At 63.6% G+C, this 16,300-nt stretch carries 18 protein-coding genes and 1 other RNA gene; 5 read left to right on the plus strand and 14 right to left on the minus strand.

Annotation, left to right across the window (positions count from 1 at the left end):
- Positions 1-78: 78 nt before the first annotated feature.
- Positions 79-436: RNase P RNA component class A (gene rnpB, locus OOT43_RS19685), an RNA gene on the plus strand.
- A 5-nt stretch (positions 437-441) separates the two neighbouring features.
- Here rnpB and OOT43_RS19690 read toward each other — a convergent pair.
- Positions 442-1,287: an SDR family oxidoreductase gene (locus OOT43_RS19690; protein ID WP_266022398.1), complete on the minus strand. Its 846-nt coding sequence runs from the start codon at positions 1,285-1,287 to the stop codon at positions 442-444.
- A gap of 113 nt (positions 1,288-1,400) precedes the next feature.
- Here OOT43_RS19690 and OOT43_RS19695 point away from each other — a divergent pair, with 113 nt between their 5' ends.
- Together OOT43_RS19695 and OOT43_RS19700 are read left to right on the plus strand one after the other, a co-directional pair.
- Positions 1,401-1,763: a c-type cytochrome gene (locus OOT43_RS19695; RefSeq protein WP_266022399.1), complete on the plus strand. Its 363-nt coding sequence runs from the start codon at positions 1,401-1,403 to the stop codon at positions 1,761-1,763.
- A 48-nt stretch (positions 1,764-1,811) separates the two neighbouring features.
- A complete protein-coding gene (locus tag OOT43_RS19700; protein WP_266022400.1) occupies positions 1,812-2,417 on the plus strand; it encodes a Slp family lipoprotein in 606 nt (201 codons plus the stop codon).
- Positions 2,418-2,420: 3 nt separating this feature from the next.
- Here the strand turns inward: OOT43_RS19700 and OOT43_RS19705 are convergent, their stop codons facing one another.
- Complete coding sequence (locus OOT43_RS19705) at positions 2,421-2,840, minus strand: secondary thiamine-phosphate synthase enzyme YjbQ (RefSeq protein WP_266022401.1); 420 nt, start codon at positions 2,838-2,840, stop codon at positions 2,421-2,423.
- A gap of 98 nt (positions 2,841-2,938) precedes the next feature.
- Here OOT43_RS19705 and OOT43_RS19710 point away from each other — a divergent pair, with 98 nt between their 5' ends.
- Positions 2,939-3,526 carry an LOG family protein gene (locus OOT43_RS19710; RefSeq protein WP_266022402.1) on the plus strand — a complete coding sequence of 196 codons (588 nt, stop codon included), beginning with the start codon at positions 2,939-2,941 and terminating at the stop codon, positions 3,524-3,526.
- Between the two features lie 72 nt (positions 3,527-3,598).
- Entirely contained in the window at positions 3,599-4,411 is an 813-nt protein-coding gene (locus OOT43_RS19715; RefSeq protein WP_266022403.1) for a c-type cytochrome, read from the plus strand.
- 60 nt (positions 4,412-4,471) lie between these two features.
- Here OOT43_RS19715 and OOT43_RS19720 read toward each other — a convergent pair whose 3' ends face one another.
- From OOT43_RS19720 to OOT43_RS19775, 12 genes are all read right to left on the minus strand, one after another.
- Positions 4,472-6,820 carry a TonB-dependent receptor gene (locus tag OOT43_RS19720; RefSeq protein WP_266022405.1) on the minus strand — a complete coding sequence of 783 codons (2,349 nt, stop codon included), beginning with the start codon at positions 6,818-6,820 and terminating at the stop codon, positions 4,472-4,474.
- Positions 6,821-6,964: 144 nt separating this feature from the next.
- Entirely contained in the window at positions 6,965-7,129 is a 165-nt protein-coding gene (locus OOT43_RS19725; RefSeq protein WP_266022406.1) for a hypothetical protein, read from the minus strand.
- A gap of 91 nt (positions 7,130-7,220) precedes the next feature.
- The gene (locus tag OOT43_RS19730; RefSeq protein ID WP_266022407.1) at positions 7,221-7,601 is read right to left on the minus strand and encodes a hypothetical protein; all 381 of its coding nucleotides are present in this window, start codon (positions 7,599-7,601) and stop codon (positions 7,221-7,223) included.
- Positions 7,602-8,283: 682 nt separating this feature from the next.
- Entirely contained in the window at positions 8,284-8,634 is a 351-nt protein-coding gene (locus OOT43_RS19735) for a DUF3147 family protein (RefSeq protein ID WP_266022409.1), read from the minus strand.
- A gap of 10 nt (positions 8,635-8,644) precedes the next feature.
- Entirely contained in the window at positions 8,645-9,550 is a 906-nt protein-coding gene (locus OOT43_RS19740; protein ID WP_266022410.1) for a metal ABC transporter substrate-binding protein, read from the minus strand.
- 8 nt (positions 9,551-9,558) lie between these two features.
- Complete coding sequence (locus OOT43_RS19745; protein WP_266022411.1) at positions 9,559-10,740, minus strand: ABC transporter permease; 1,182 nt, start codon at positions 10,738-10,740, stop codon at positions 9,559-9,561.
- 11 nt (positions 10,741-10,751) lie between these two features.
- Entirely contained in the window at positions 10,752-11,408 is a 657-nt protein-coding gene (locus OOT43_RS19750) for an ABC transporter ATP-binding protein (protein ID WP_266022412.1), read from the minus strand.
- Positions 11,405-13,090, minus strand: coding sequence for a hypothetical protein (locus OOT43_RS19755; protein WP_266022413.1), 1,686 nt, complete (start codon positions 13,088-13,090; stop codon positions 11,405-11,407). The genes OOT43_RS19750 and OOT43_RS19755 overlap by 4 nt, the downstream gene beginning before the upstream one ends.
- A gap of 14 nt (positions 13,091-13,104) precedes the next feature.
- A complete protein-coding gene (locus OOT43_RS19760) occupies positions 13,105-13,797 on the minus strand; it encodes a hypothetical protein (RefSeq protein ID WP_266022414.1) in 693 nt (230 codons plus the stop codon).
- A 15-nt stretch (positions 13,798-13,812) separates the two neighbouring features.
- Entirely contained in the window at positions 13,813-14,253 is a 441-nt protein-coding gene (locus OOT43_RS19765) for a copper resistance CopC family protein (RefSeq protein ID WP_266022416.1), read from the minus strand.
- Complete coding sequence (locus OOT43_RS19770; protein ID WP_266022418.1) at positions 14,250-15,512, minus strand: sialidase family protein; 1,263 nt, start codon at positions 15,510-15,512, stop codon at positions 14,250-14,252. The genes OOT43_RS19765 and OOT43_RS19770 overlap by 4 nt, the downstream gene beginning before the upstream one ends.
- 354 nt (positions 15,513-15,866) lie before the next feature.
- Positions 15,867-16,220, minus strand: a complete 354-nt coding sequence (locus OOT43_RS19775; protein ID WP_266022420.1) for a hypothetical protein — start codon at positions 16,218-16,220, stop codon at positions 15,867-15,869.
- Positions 16,221-16,300: the final 80 nt, after the last annotated feature.

The raw sequence follows: 16,300 nt of genomic DNA on the forward strand, positions 1-16,300 counted from the left end.
CCGGTGGACGGGCTCCCCCGGCACCCGCGCGGCATTTCCAATGAGCCGGTCGTGCCATACTGGCGTTATAATGTTTATGGAGTTGGCTAGACAGCCGCTGTCCTCTAAGGGGATGGAGGAAAGTCCGGGCTCCATAGGGCAGGGTGCCAGGTAACGCCTGGGGGGCGCGAGCCTACGGAAAGTGCCACAGAAAATATACCGCCCCGGTTCGTCCGGGGTAAGGGTGAAATGGTGCGGTAAGAGCGCACCGCGCTTGCGGTAACGCCAAGCGGCAGGGTAAACCCCATCCGGAGCAAGACCAAATAGGGGGGCATTGGGTTCGCCCAGACGTGCGGCCCGCACGGCTCCCGGGTAGGTCGCTCGAGGCGTGCGGTGACGTACGTCCCAGATGAATGGCTGTCCACGACAGAACCCGGCTTATCGGCCGACTCCTTTTTTCTCCTAGTCGATCCGTCGGAGGATCGCATCCAAGGCGCGTGTGGAAAGCACGCGTTTCAATGCCGCGAACAGATAGGTCGGGAAGGTCACGCAATAACGGGCTTTCGGCCTTCTGCTTTCGAGCGCGTGGATCACGCGCTTGAGCACCGCTTCCGGTCCTTCGGTGAACGGGGCCGCTGCGCCCTTCTTTTCCAGCCTCGCTTCCATGGCCCGGTAGCGTTCCCGGTGCACGCTGGCGTCCGCATCGATGTTGCGCTTGTACAGATCGTACGCGTTGGCCCGGAACTCGCTGAGGATCGGGCCGGGTTCGATCAGGCAGACATGGATGCCGCTGCCCGCCAGTTCCATCCGCAGCGTGTCGGTGAGTCCTTCCAGTGCGAATTTGCTGGCGTTGTAGGCCCCGCGCCAGGACATGGCGGCGAAGCCCAGCACCGAGCTGTTCTGGAGGATCCGCCCCTCGCCCTGGCGGCGCATGACCGGGATGACGAGGCGGGTCAGTTCGTGGGTGCCGAACAGATTGGTTTCGAACTGGGCGCGCAGCACTTCCCGGCTGAGGTCCTCGACCGCGCCGGGCTGGCCGAAGGCGCCGTTGTTGAACAGGCCGTACAGCTTGCCCCCCGTCGCTCCCAGGACTTCCTCGAGCGCTGTGCGGATGGACGCGGAACACGCCAGGTCGAGTTGCACGGCTTCCAGCCCTTTCGACTGCAGTAGGGCCACATCGGCGGCCTTGCGGGCGCTGGCGAACACTTGGTAGCCGCGCGCCTTGAGGCCGAGAGCGGTACACAGGCCGATGCCGGACGAGCAGCCGGTGATGAGGATGGCGCGGGAAGATCGGAAGCTGTTTTGCATGGCGGGGGATTCTATCGCGTAATGCTGGGCGGAATGATGACGTTCCAGTGTCTTGTAGGCTTGGGAGGCGTGGGCTAGACTCGGCTTGGATGGAACCTTTACCCAGGAAACCCATGAAGACCGCCGCCTCCGTGTTTTCGCCGATCGTCCTGCCGATTCTCCTCGCAGGCTGCGCCAAGGATGCCGCTCCGCCGGAAGCGCCGCCGCTGGCGAACTACAAGCCCGACTATCGCCAGGGCATGTACACCTACAGCATGTACTGCTCGCGCTGCCATGATACGGGCGCGGGAGGGGCGCCGATGCTGGATGATGTGGACGAGTGGGAGTCCCGCGGCATCCTCTGGCCCGCCCTCATGCAGGACCATGTGCGGGACGGTTTTCTTCACATGCCATCCATGGGGCAGACCGGTTTATCGGAGCAGAATATCGCGGATGCGATCTATTTCATGACGGTCAAGATCGAAGCCGGCAAGTAGGCGGCAGCGGGCCGCCCGAAACCTGTTCGGCAGGCCAGGGGGCCGAGAATGATGAAGAAAGTCGAATGTCGTTCGGCGTTCCGCTCCGGAGCGAGTCTGGGGCTGATCCTCGTGATCGCCCATGTCTCGGGATGCGCCTCCAGTCCGGTTCCTGAATTGCTGCGCAGGCAGGCCGCCCTGCAGCCGAGCAGTTTCGTCGAGCTCAAGTCGCACGCCGAATCGTACCGCGACCGCATGGTGATCCTGGGCGGTGACATCGTGCAGAGCCGCCATCTCGGCAAGACCTCCGAGATCGAGGTCGTCCAGAAGTCACTCGACAGCGCCGACCGGCCGGAGCAGAGCGACAGCTCCGGCGGCCGGTTCCTGGCCGAATGCCCCTATTTCGTCGATCCGACGATTTACGAAAAAGACCGTGAACTGACGGTGGCCGGGAAGGTGCTCGGGAAACGCGCCCAAAAGCTCGACGAGGCCGAATACGACTACCTGGTGGTCGGCTGCGATTACCTGCATCTGTGGCCCGAGCGGCAGCCGGCCGGCTATTACTCTTACCCCTACGCCTGGTATGGCTGGGGATGGCCTTATTACTACTACCCCTACTCGTTCTACTACCCGTACTATCCGGGGCCGATGCGCGCTCCCGTCAAGCGCCGGTGAGGATCACTCGCCGATGATCTTGACCAGGGCGCGTTTTTTGCGCCGGCCGTCGAACTCGCCGTAGAAAATCTGCTCCCAGGGGCCGAAATCGAGTCTGCCCTCGGTGACGGCGACCACCACTTCGCGTCCCATGACTTGCCGTTTCATGTGGGCGTCGGCGTTGTCCTCGCCGGTATCGTTGTGGCGGTATTGGCGGATCGGCTCGTGCGGCGCGAGCTTTTCCAGCCACTGGGTGTAGTCGTGATGCAGGCCCGATTCGTCGTCGTTGATAAACACGCTGGCGGTGATGTGCATGGCGTTGACCAGCACCAGGCCTTCGTGCACACCGCTTTCGCGCAGACATTCTTCGACCTGCCGGGTGATGTTCACGAAGCCGACGCGGTTAGGTACGTTGAACCAGAGTTCCTTGCGGAAGCTTTTCATGCGGTCTCCTCGAGGTTTCGTAAAGGGCAGAATCTTAACCGTTTCCCCGCCGTTCAGGCGATATCATGCGGGTTTGGCCACCTCAAGGGGGATGACCCGTGGAACTGAAAAGCGTCTGCGTCTATTGCGGATCGAGCGCCGGCGAGCGGCCGGAATACCTTGGCGAAGCCCGCCGATTCGGGCGGCTGCTGGCGGAGCGAGGCATCCGTGTGGTCTACGGCGGCGCCAGCGTGGGTTTGATGGGGGCGGTCGCCGACGCGGCGCTCGCCGCCGGTGGGGAGGTGATCGGCGTGATTCCGCATGCGCTGGTCGCGAAGGAAATCGCCCATTCCGGACTGACGGAACGGGTGGAGACCGCCTCCATGCATGAGCGCAAGGCCCGGATGGCCGAGCTGTCGGATGGCTTTGTCGCCTTGCCCGGCGGCATCGGCACCTTCGAGGAGCTGTTCGAGGCCTGGACCTGGGCTCAACTCGGCATACACCACAAGCCGTGCGCCTTGCTGAACGTCGCCGGCTACTACGACCGGCTGGTCGCATTCCTGGAGCACGCGGCGGGCGAGGGCTTCATGCGGCGGCTGCACCGGTCCATGCTGCTGGTGGCGCGGCAGCCGGAAGAGCTGCTCGAAGCCTTCGCGGCCTATCGCCCGCCCGAGGTGGAAACCTGGGTGCGTGCCGACGAGACCTGAAGGTTTCGCCCCATTGGATCGGCCTATCGAATCATCAAGAATTTACCTTTTCCCAACCGAGGAGCTGCCCGCATGAACATCCGAATTGCCCTGGCCGCCAGCGCACTGCTGACGGCGTCCGCCGTATTCGCCGGAGAAAACCCCGCCCCGGTTGCGGGCAACAAGCTCGATGCCGGACACGGCGCGAAGGTTTACCGCTCGGCCTGTGCCGGCTGCCATGACAAGGGAAAGGAGGGGGCGCCGAGGCTGGACCGGCCGGAGAGCTGGAAAACCCGTTCGTTCGCGTCCTTCTCCGTCATGGAAAACCACGCCCGCGGCGGATTCCTCAAGATGCCGCCGAAGGGACGCAGGCCGTTGCTGTCCGACCGCGATGTCGCCGACGCGGTGTTCTACATGACCCAACGGCTCGAAGGCGGGAAAACCGCCGTACCGGCGTCTGCGGAGCAGGCGAGCGCGCAGCGGCTGGATGAGGTGGCGAAGCGCGGGACACGGGTCATGCCCTTCGATCTGGACAAGACCACCCACGTCTTCAGCAAGACGGCGCAAGGCGGCATCCAGCAAGTCGTGGCGAAACAAGGGACGGACGCCGAGCAGATCCGCCTGATCCGCCAGCATCTCGCCGAGATCGCCGGCAAGTTTGCCCACGGTGATTTTTCCGCACCGGCACGCATACACGGCGAAGACATGCCGGGCCTCGCCGAGCTGAAGCGTGCCGCTCCCGGTAGCCTCAAGGTCAAGTACAGCGTGCTGGAGCGCGGGGCGCAGATCGAATATTCGGCGGACGATCCCGCCCTGGTCGATGCGATCCACCGCTGGTTCGACGCCCAGTTGAGCGATCACGCCAGGCATGCTACCGAGGGGCATTGCGAGCACCACTCCCACTGAGGCGGCCATCGACCCCCAAAAAAAGTCCGCCGGCCAAAGGACCGGCGGCGTGAAACAGCTCTAAAAGCTGATGGTGATGCTCCCGCGCAGCATCCGGGGTTCGACCGGGTGGATGGTCTTGCCTTCCACGCCTTCCAGCGGCTGGTTCTGCAGGCGGTACTGGTAGTAGTAGGCGATGTCGTTGGCCCTGGAATCGAAGATGTTGAACAGGTCCAGCTGCAATTTGATGTTCTCCTCCTGCCAGCCCAGGCCGAAGTTGACCAGCGTGGTGTCGCCCAGGTAGACCGTGCTGGCTTCGTTCAGCGGTACATTGTTGAAATGACGCAGCCGCAGGGTGGACCAGAAACCGTAAGGCATTTGCACGGTGGCGCCGCTGGTGATCACTTGGCCTACCGAATTGGGAATGGCATTGTCGCCGCTGGGCAAATCCGTGTAGTAGGACTTGGTGAAGGCAAGGTCGGCGTCCAGGGTCAGCCAATCGGTCGCCTGGTAATAGTTGGCCCATTCCACGCCGTAGCGGTTGCCGGGGCCGGTCGGTTCGGTGGTGCCGGCATCGCCCGTGAACACGAGTTCGGAAGCGGTGTGCAGGAACCAGAATGCCAGGGTACTGTTGAGCCCTGGGATGTACTGGGTGCGGGCACCGATTTCCGCGCCTTTCGAGCGCACCATCGGGGTCACGGCATGGGCCGGATCGCCGTTGGTCGGATTGACGCTCTCCACCGTCCCGCGGGCATCGTTGGAGTGGAAACCGTAGCCCATGTTGACGAAGAACTCGGTATCCGCCCAGGGTCCGAACACCATGCTGAGCTTGGGGCTGACCATGCTGGCGTTGCGATTGCCCGAGTTCAGGGGCGTCAACTGGCTGTCCACATTGAAGACGAAGATGTCGTTGCGCAGGCCGGCGATGGTTTTGAACTTCTCCATCCAGAAGGTTTCATTCTTGAAATACATGCCGATGCTGGTTTCGGACACGTTGTTGCGGCTGACGATGTTGAACACTTCGCGCCACTGGGTATTGGCCAGTTCCAGCCCGCCGATCTGATCGCTTCGGATCTGCAGGCCGACGCTGTTTTCCATGTTGGTGTCGAACAGGCTGCCAAACCAGCTATGCGACGCGGTACCGCCGTAATACACCCGATGTTCGCCCTGGAGTATCTGGTCGCCTTGCTGGGGATGCTCCAGAAAATAGGTGAAGTCCGAATACAGATCCAGGTCGTAGTAGACGGCGTAAAGATTGAGCTCGCTCTTGGAGGATTCGCCCCGGCTCCAGAGGTTGGTGGACAGGCTGTAGCGGTTGGTGTTGCCGCCGTCGCTGCGGTTCATGGTGCCGTAGAGATCGAGCTGGTTTTCCAGCACCAGCGCTTCCGGAATCTGGTTGGTGGCATACCAGCGCGAGTTGTAGCCCTTGGCGATCACGGACAGGCCCCAGTCCTCCTTGTCGATGGTGTAGCGCAGCATGCCGTTGAACTGGTTCAGGTCCATCGGGCGCTGCCAGGGACCGTCGTAGAAGTTGACCGAAGCGGCGTAGAGCAGATCGCCCGGCCCCAGTTCGTTGGAATTGGCCGCCACCGTCCGGTAATAGTTGTATTCGCCGCCGGTGAAATTGACGAAGCCCTGCGGCAGCCGGTGCTTGGTATGCATATAGGCATAGCCGGCCGCCGAGAAGTCGCCCATTTCCGCGTAATACGGCCCCTTGCCGTACTCCACCCGGTCCACCAGTTCGGGGATGATGCTGTTGAGGTCCATGTAGCCCTGGCCGTGCGCGTTGGTCGGCAGGTTCATCGGCACGCCGTCGACCCAGGTGGCGAAGTCGGTGCCGTGGTCCAGGTTGAAGCCGCGCAGGAAATACTGGTTGGCCTTGCCGGTGCCGCTGTGCTGAGTGGCCAGCATGCCGGGCACGACCTCGACCAGTTCGCCCACCCGCAGCAGAGGTCGGTACTTGAACTGGTTCTGGCCCACCACCCCTTGAGAGGCCGATTGCGTCAAACCGATCAGGTCGGTTTCGCGCCCCTTGACCTCAACGGTCTCCAGACTGACCGGTTCCTCGATGAGCTGCGGGTCGTTCTCGTCGTCGCCCTTTTTCGATCCCGGTCTTGGCTTCGGTTTGGTTTTTTTTGTCGACGCGGCCGGGGTCGCCGTTTGTGCCTGGGTTTCAGCTTCGCTGCTCTTCGAGTCAGCTTCGCTGCTCTTCGAGTCGGCCGGTGTTTCCGATTCGGGCTGCGGCTGCGCTTCGGCGGGAGGTTGCGGCTGCGGATGAGCGAAACCGGGGCCGGGGCAAGTGGCGCCCAGGGTGCAGAGTATTGCCCAGACCTTGCGGCTGCCCTGTAATGCGCCCCGGAAATAACGGACATTCCCGGTTGCAGCGGATTCCGACACGCGGTGCGGCGTGATGATTTTTCTTGCTTGCATGGTGCCTTGTCGTATCTGTCGACTTGTTCTTATTGCAGACGCATCCCGCGCGGAACGCGGGAAGGTCCGGTATCTCCCGACCCGGCGCGAAGAGCATGACGCGGCAGGCCGCCCCTTGGGGAGTCAGGGGGCGGAACTTTGGAATTACTGCTGCGGGGCGGTGCCGGGTTGTGCCGGTGTCTCTTCCTTCGACTTCATCCATTCCGGCTTCTTGGGCCCGGGGGTATTCCCAAACGGGCCTTCCTTGCCGCAACCGGACAACAAGGCGGTTCCAAGGAGGATGATCGCGAATTTCCTGTAGAGTGTCATGGGTGACTCGAATAGGCAGGGGATGTGGCGAGGCATATGCCGCTTCTCTCCCTAGGGGCGAAGCGGCGCATACCATCAGTTGTTGGGACTTTTAGAGTTTCCCTTCTTTTTTGTAGTATTCGACTTCGTCGCCGACTTCCTTCACCACTTCTTCCAGCGGCGTCACCGTTTCCGCGACTTGGCCGGCTTCGAGGGAACCAATCACCGATTTCAATCGGCTGCTGGACATCTGCATGGGCATGGTGCTCTTTTCCTTATAGGAATCGATCGCCAGTTTTCTCGCTTTTTTGGCGTTCTCCAGGCACAAATCCTTATTGGATTGTTTCGCAGCCTCCAGTGCCGCCTTGCTGGCGTTGAGAACTTCGACGAGATTCGGCGGCGGGTCCGCATAGCGCCCACCGGCGAAACTCACGCCGGCAGCCAGTCCCAGGAATGAAGCGAGCAGGACGCGGCGAAGGCCATAATTGTTCATTCAAGACTCCTTGGTATTTATTTTGTAATAGGGATTACGGATGCTGCCCGGTTTTCTGATGTTGGCCGGGCGCATGCTATTGGTGGAGTGAACCTTCATGGGCGCGCAAAAAGGCCCGCCGCGAGCGGCGGGTATCGGAATGCGTCCATGTTCTGGGTTTCTCTGCGTCAATCCGCCGGGCATGAGTCAAGAACCCATCCCCGGCGGCTGTGCATAGAATCCCGAACTGAGCGCCCTAGGAGATTCAGCATATACATAAGAGCAAGACCTGTGCCCATCCGGATGCAGCTTGGCCGGAATCTCGGGGAGTGAGTTTTCAGCCGTGGCATGGACCACGCCGCAGCGATTTTTGGGATCAAAAACTCCCTATAAAATCAGTGTTGTATGTCGGTGCTGCCGGGCCTGCGTTCTCCTCCGTCGATAGGATAGTGAAAAACTGGAGGGAACTTTATCATGAGTATCTGAGGCGAATCCTGTGTCCGGTTCGCCAGTCACCGGCGTCCATGTGCCGCTGACTGTGTTAAATCCCGCGATGGGTATATCAAATCACATAGGCATTCCGGGTCTGGAACCGTATCGTCCAGGACGTTTGTCAGCCTTTGCGACGCGGACGAACGCCACGGCGAAACGGCTGGCTGCAGCCGCCTTCCGCATACGGACCGTAATCAGGGAATCAATCGGCTTAGAGCCGGACGCCGGAAAAACGTAAAAGCATCATCAGGCCGAGATAGGCCAGCGCTGTTATCGCCGAGGAAATAAGCAGGCTGGCCCAAAAGCCCAGGCCGCGTTTCAGCAGCAAAGGCAGAAGAAGGAACAGGAGCAGCGACGGCAGCACCAGCCAGAAAATGCGGGAGGAAAGTTCCGCGATCTGGCCCGGAGGCGTGCCGTCGCAATGCAGCCAGATGAAGGCAAGCAGGGAGGTGAGGGGAAGGGATGCGACCAGGGCCGCGAAAACGGTGCTGCGTTTTGCGATTTCGGTAATCGCCATCAGGGCCAGGAGCGATACCGCTAGCTTCACCGCGTAATACAGCATCGAATCCTCATCAGCGCTGGAAGGACGCCTTCAGATTCTCGATGTTCCGCTTCATTATGACAAGAAAATCCCCGGATTCCGGCCGGTTGGCGCAAGGATCGAAAACTACGCTCGCGATACCTTTGGTGCTCAGCTTGTCCGCGACCGCGGCGGCCGGCGGGCCCTCCCACAGCATGGTCTTCGCCGGGTGTTGGGCCAGTGTTTTGTCCAGTCCGGTCCATTCGTTTGCCGGCGGCATTTCTCCTGGCTCCCAGTGGACGCTTTTCAGGTTCAGGCCGTAGCGGCGGGCGAGGTACTGGTAAACCGGATGGGATGCCATCAGGGGCAGGCCGGGTCTGGCGGCGGTGATTCGCTTGAGTTCGCCGTCCAGCCCAGCCAGGTCCGCCTGCAGCGTCTTTAGCGCGTCGAGGACAGTCGTCTTGAGTTCCGGCCGCTTGGCGATCAGTGCCTTCGCCACCGCTTCCGCCTGTTGCGCTGCCTGGTCGAAATCCAGCCAGGTGGTGAAGGCGATGCCTTCGTGCGAATGCTGGCCGGCCGGCCCGTGGCTGTGCACCACCGCGTTTTCGATGCGGATGAAGCGGTCGCGGAAGCCGGCCGAAGTGTCCACCCGCTTCAGGCGGGGCAGGGTGACGTGCGCCAGCCATTTTTCGTAGTCCGCGCCGTTGAGCAGTATCAGGTCGGCCTTCTGCATGGCGCCGACCGCTTTGGCGTCCGGCCGCCAGTAGGCCGGATCGGCATCCGCCGGCGCCGGCGAGGTGACCGTGGCCGAGGAGCCCGCCAGCCGTTCGGCGAAGTAGGCCAGGGGATAGTTCGACGCGACGATTTTGAGCTGGTGCTCGCTGACGGCGCTCGCGCCCCAGGCGGAAGCGGTGGCGAGCAGGGCGATGACGAAGGAGAGGAGGCGGAATGTCGGCATGGCGGGTTTCAACTCAGGATGAAATGGCGTGCAAGATTAGAAGCATGGGGTGCGGCGGCGGCCAGCACGGCGGTGCAGACCGCGCCAGCGAACAGCGCAATGAGCAGAATCTCCGCGAGCAGCAGCCGCAGCACAGCGAGCCGGGCGCAGCCGAGCAGATAGATCGTCTCGATTTCCCGCTGCCGCAGGCGCAGCGACAGCGCGAACACCAGGGCGACGAGCAGGAAGGCGATACCGCCGACCAGCAGCAGGATGCCGTCGAACAGCGCGCCGACCCGGAAGATGTTCTGCAGCAGGCCGCGGGTCACATCGAGCGGGCGGACGATTTCTGTCGCCGATTTGTCGTCCAGGTAGCGCCCGCGCAGCAGGGTCGCGGAGCGGGCGTCGTGGGGCAGTGCGATCACGGCGCTGATGGGGTAGGTGGCCGGATCGCCGTGGAAATGGAACGAGCCCAGGTTCTCGGGGGTGATCTCGGTGTAGGTGAGGAGCTCCGCATCGGCGCGGCCGACGGTCGCGGCGCCGAAGGGCGAATCGGGCTGGGTGGGGGCCGCTTGGGTTTCCGCATGGCCGTGGCCCAGGCCTTCGATGACCCAAGCGGTCTGGAGATCGACGAAGACGGCGTGGTCGTCCGGGGAATGCGCCTTGGCCAGCACGCCGCTGACATGAAGCTTGAGCGGGTAGGTGCCGGCGAGATCGAACGCGTTTCCCGAGGAAGACGCCAGGGTATCGCCCGGTCCGAGCCCGAGGCGCTCGGCGGCGTCGGCGCCGAGGATGCAGTCCCCGAGAATCGCTGGCAGTTCGCCCTGCGCCGGAACGAGTCCCCGGAAGTCGAAGTAGTCCAGGGTGACGCCGATCAACGGCCGGCCCTGTACGCGATAGCGGGCGTAGATGGGCAGCGGGTCGGCCCAGCCGGTGGCGGCGATGCGGTCGGCCTCTTGCATGCGGATGGCCGGCACACCGGCCTCGCTGAAATACAGTGCGCCGAGCGTGAGGTCCACCGAGCTGCCGCGGGCGCCGACCAAGAGCGGCGTGGCCTCGGCCCGGCGGGTCATCCAATATTCGCCCGCGTCCAGGACCCGGTGCAGGCCCATCGGAAGTGCGGCGATCAGGCTCAGGCACAGCACCAGGATCAGCGTCCGCATCCGGTGGTGGCGCAGGTAGCGCCAGGCCAGGTAGAAATCGTGCCTCATTCTTCTGCTTGTTAGACCTGGGGTTGGCGGATGTCGATGACGCGGTCGAACAGCGGCAGCAGTTCGTGGTCGTGGGTAACGGCCAGCAGGGTGGCCCGCTTGCGCTCGGCGGCCCGGATCAGCAGTTCGATGATCCTGAGCTTGTTGGCCGGATCGAGGTTGCCGGTCGCCTCGTCGGCCAGCACCAGGCCCGGCTCGGTCAGCAGCGCGCGGCAGACCGCCGCTCTTTGCCGCTCGCCCTGGGACAGCTCCCGCGGCAGCGCGGCGAGCTTGTCCGCCAGGCCGGTTTGTTCCGCCAGCTCGCGGGCTCTGTCCCGCACCCCCTGGTCCAGCTTCAGTACCCGGTTGATCCGGTAGGGATGCACGATGTTGTCGAACACGCTGAGGTAGTCGAGCAACTCGAGTTCCTGAAATACGAAACCGACGCGGGAAATCCGGAAATTCCGCCGCGCGCCGTCGTCCAGTGCGCTGACGGTGACGCCGTCGACGCGGATGGTGCCCTCACAGGGAGCCAGAATGCCGGCGATGAGTTTCAGCAGGGTGGTTTTCCCCATCCCGCTGGGGCCGATGATGGCGACCCTGGCGCCGCGTTCGATGCGGAAGGCGGGCAAGGCTACTTCAAAGCTGCTGCCGGGATAGCGGAAGCTCAGGTTTTCGACTTCGATCATGAACGGGCGGGGGAGGGCGAGGGGCGGCCTTCAAGAAGGTCCATCGCGGTGATTTTCCAGGTGCCGTCTCCGGCGATGCTCAGCACCATGCGGGCGGCATACAGATTGTGGCGGTCGTGGGAATGGCCCCAGTGGGAGACCGTGCCGTGGGCAACCCATTGGCCCGTGACCTCGAAGCTGGAAGGCCCGAGTTTTCGGGTGGCGAGCCTGTCTCCCAGCACTTCGATGCGGCTGACCCGCCCTTCGCCTCCCAGCCCCTGATTGCGGGCCAGGACCGCCCGCCGCTGGCGGAGATAGACTTCTTCCAGCAGCCGCCCTTCCAGGCTCATCGCCAGGCGGTCGTAGCCGGCTTCTTCTCCATGCAGGGCGTAGGCGCGGTAGACGTTGTGCAGCAGGGCTTCCAGGCGGGTCTGCACCTGCGGACGCGGGAAAGCCTCGGTGCGGGCTTCCGGCTGTCCGATCAAACCGAGCGCTTGCGGAAACAGCATCGCGGCGACGGCCGCGGCCAGCCCGGTGCCGGCCAGGACAGGATGCTTGCGCCGGGCGAACCAGGCCGAGGCCAGAAAGGCCACGGCTGCGGCCGCGGTTTGGAAGCGGATGGCTGGTAAGTTGTGCTCGTCATCGGCGGCCAGTGCCGGTGCCGCTGGTTCGACGTCGGGCGCCAACCCCAAGGCTTCTTCCGCCGACCAGCGGAATACCGGGTCGCGCCGGGTGGCGTCGAATTCGAAGGATTCCTTACCGAAGTACAGCGTGACGGGCCGCCGCTCGAGGCCGGGGCCAAACAGCTCCCATTGCAGGTCCACCGTTTCGGCGGGCGCTTCCGTGAGGTAGACCAGGATTGCGCCGACCAGCGCCGAGGCCGGGTAGAGAGGCTCGGAGTCGCCGGCTTTCTGCAGGCCCTGGCGGCCGAAATGCAGGAATTCGACCCGGTCGAGCTGGGCTTCCACCACGGTGCCGTTGACGCGCACCGGATTGCGCGTCCGCAGGAAATCGCCCACCGCCTGTTTCAGGAATTCGCGTTCGCTGGCGCTGAGATCCTGCGGATTCTTCGGTTTGAAGCGCAGATACGGTGCCAGGTCTTCCGACCGCAGCAGCACCTCGTGCCGGACCTCGTAGGGTTCGACGTAGAGAAAGGAGCGGGGTGCGCTGTGGCGCCTGATGCGGCCGGGATCGTCGAAGCGCGAGCGCCAGGGGTCGTTCCAGTCCAGCATCAGCCGGGCGGGCGCCTCGAGCGCGCCGAGGTCGGCCAGCGGCACCCCCCGGTGGCTGACCACGACAGCGAGCTTCTGGCCTGGCTGTGCCGTGGGGACCAGGGTCAGGGTATCGGGTTTTCCGCTGACGTCGAAATGCACCCTGGCTTCGTAATAGGGACCGTCCGTCTTGCCCGAGGCGGCGTCGGCTTTGGCGACGGATTCCAGCCGGCCTTCGACGAAGTTCCCGTTCTTGTCCTGCAACCGGAGTAGTTCGGGGACGAGCGGCTTGCCATCGGCTCCGGCCGGATTCGTGAACATGCTTTCCTTGATGCGGATGTCCATGTCGACCGCGCCCGGTTCGATCGAGATTTCCGCCACCGCGCCATATTGGGCGAAGCCGGCCCAATCCGCGAACGCGGTCGTTCCGGCCGCCACAGCAAGCAACAGGCACAGCGCAAGGCCGTGACGGCCGCGGCGATGATCCATCATCGAAGGGACAGGGCTCAGACCGGGAAGCGGCGCGGCGATTTTTCCGTTCCGCCGCCAACGGCGCTGCCGGCGCGGCGCAGGCCGAGATTGCGGTAGGCCACATAGCAGAGCGTCGCGAGCACGAGGGCGCCGGTCAATGCAGCCAAGGCGCCGGGCCAGCGGTTGGGCTGGGCGGGAGAAGGGACGCCGACGCTGAACGGAATCCGCAGGCGGTCGTCCTCGGTCAGGGCCTCGTCGCCGATGAGGGCGACCAGCGCATAGTGTCCCGGCTGGGTGATGTTGGCATAGGTTTCCACCGTGCCGTTCTTGTAGATCTTGGCCGGCACCTCCGCCAGCGTGCTTTTCTCCTTCGGCAGTTGGCCGCCCTCGCCCAGGTCTTCCTCGATCACTCGCAGAGCGACCGGGGTGTTGCGGACGTCGCGGTCCAGCAGGTCGATGCTCAGATAGGTCTTACCGGTGCCCGGAATCTCCTGGCAGTATTTCGTGAATTCGTGCCTTTCGTTCTCGTAGCGTCCTTCCTGCATGGCGGTGAAATGCACGGCGTAGAAGTCGTTGGCCACCAGGCAGTTCATCGAAGCGCCCTGGTACATCTGCCGGCCGTTGCCGGTGTCGCGGGGGGCCCCTGCGCCGAAGGCCGCTCCGGCGGTCAGGGACAGGCCGAAGAGGGCAGCGGCGGTGCGGCAGAAAAATGCGGAACGATGCGTCATGGGAGTGGTCCTCCTTCAGGGGGTCTGGACTTGAAAGAAATATTTGCCGCTGACCACGTGGCCGTCGGCGGAGAGCACCCGGTAGCGAACCATGTAGCGGCCGGGGGTGAGCTTGGAAACCGAGGTTCGCAGCTTGGAACGGTCGGTGAAATCGAGCTTGGCGTCGTGGTTGTCGACGCGCTTGCCTTCGCCGTCGACCACGGCCAGGGCCAGGAAGTCGTTGCCCACGCCTTCGTTGAAGGTCAAAAGGACTTCCTCCGGCACGTCGGTGATGGTGGCGTCCCGGTCCGGTATCGCCTTGACCAGGATGGCGTGGGCCAGGTGGACGGGCGTGTCCACCGTCCGGGCAAGGAAAGGATTGGCGGCGGCCAACGAGCCGTCTTCCGCGGCTCCCGCCGCGCCGGCCAAGACCAGGCCGGCGAGGGTCGCGGCCAGGGATGGGATGGGTTTTCTCATGAATCTCGTCGTGCTTTGGTTTCGGTTCTCGGGGCCGCGATGGCCCAGGTTTTCTGCCCATCAGGGCGGGTTTCGGTCCAGAACACCCGGAATCCGAAAGGCGTGGCCAGGACTCGCGGATGCTGGGCTTTGGCGGCCTCCCCGGTGAGCGGTGCCGGGTCGGTCCAATGCACCCCCTCGTCGCCGGACTGCACGAGCTGGACGGCGGTGCCGGCCGGGGTGTTGCGGGTGAAGGCGATGGCCAGCGTCCCCTGGTCGAGTGCCGCGATGTCGCCGTCACGGCTGTGGCCGTCGCCGACTTTCTGTGGCGCGGACCAGTTCCTGCCTGCGTCCGCCGACTTCAGATAGAACAGGCCGGCCGAGTCTTCCTTGCCCGTCCAGACCACGCTGTGCAGCGTTGACTGGCCGTTCCCGGCCTTGCTGCCCGCCAGTCCGCCGCCGCAGTGGGGGCAGCCGGTGAAATGCCAGCCGAAGGCGCCGACCGGCCCGGCGGGCCGCCAGCCGCCGGCTTGGCCGGGGCGCAGGAAAAGCTTCATGTCGCGCGGGTCGGCGTCGCGGTACAGTACGGACAGCGTGCCGTCCGGCAGGACCTCGAGCCGGCTCCAGCAGCAGGTGCAGACCGCCGGGTCCAGGGTGGTTTCGGGGCTCCAGTGCAACCCACCGTCCTTTGAGCTGGCATAGCGCAATCCCTGGGTGTCCCCGGTTTCCTCACGGTCGTCCAGCCAGGCCAGATGGAATTCCCCTTGCGGGTCGGCGACCAAGGACAGGTAGGCCTGGTTTTTCAGGGTGTCTCCGGTCGCGGGATTGCCGCCCTGCGTCCAGGTCTTGCCGCCGTCGCGCGAGCCGATGATGTACATCGGGCCGGTGCCCGGCAGTTCCCCTTGCGTCTGCCAGGCGGCCACGATGTCTTTCCCCTTGACGGCAAGCCGCGCATCGTTGCCCCGCCGGGCGATGACCGGCGGGTCGTCCGGGCGGTTCAGGAAATTCGGCGGGGTCCAGGTCCGTCCGCCGTCCTCCGAATGCACGTGGACCACGCGGGAGTGTCCGCCGTCCGCCGGTTTTCCCACCAGCAGGGCGTGGATGGAACGGCCGTCGATCGCAACATCCAGGCCTTGAATCTCGTTCAGTCCGTCGATGATGGGGTAGGTCACGGCATACGACGCTTCCGGCTGCTGCGCGGAACAGGGCGGCCCGAAAAGGAACCCGGCCCACACCGCTGCAAGGGCGATGAAGTGCCGGGCTGGAGAGGACGTGCGCATGTCGAAACTTGGGATGAAACTCGCCGGTTTGAAAAATCTGTATCGCCAGCCGGTGCCCCGCGACTGCTTAGGCGGTCTTCATGTCCGCGGAAAGGAGGGCACCGCTACGGTTGTTGACCTTTTAAGCACCTGGCGTGCCAATTAATTTTATATGTATTAACAGATGGTTACGCCGTGATAAGGACTGTGGCAGTAAGTGAAATCACCAAAAGGCTGAGGTAAATGCCTTGTTGGCTGGAGAGCGAAAGGGGGCGGAAAGAGAAGGCAACCGGTACCCGTGGGGTGCCGGTTGCCGAGCGTCGATGAGGGAGATTGCGGTTTTCAGGAACGCAAGGCGCGTTCTGCGAGGGGAGCTTAGATCAGGGTTGCGCTCGGATTGAACGCAAAGAAACCCAGAGCCAGATAGCAGGTGACCGCCAGGCCTACGTGGGCCACCAGTATGGCGCGCGGTACCCGCTTGCCCTTCTTGGCGGTCAGCCCCATCAAGAGGCCCAGGCCGATGATCACGACGGCCATGCCGATGTTGAGATAAAGGCGGGTGTCGCCTTCCAGGGCGGCCACGATGACGAGGGCGGAACCGACCAGCGAGGCCACGCCGTGCAGGATGGGATAGGCGGGCTCCACGGGGCGGCCGGCCCAAACGTCGCAGATCATGGCAAGGCCCATGAGAGCGACGAGTGTGAATACAGCAAGAGCACCTACGAGCATGATGAATACCTCCGATTTTGTGTGTGATTTAGGGAAAATGCTCCTGAGAGCATGAAAACATTATGCCAACATCATTGCCG

The organism is Methylococcus mesophilus, assembly GCF_026247885.1.
Lineage (GTDB): Bacteria > Pseudomonadota > Gammaproteobacteria > Methylococcales > Methylococcaceae > Methylococcus > Methylococcus mesophilus.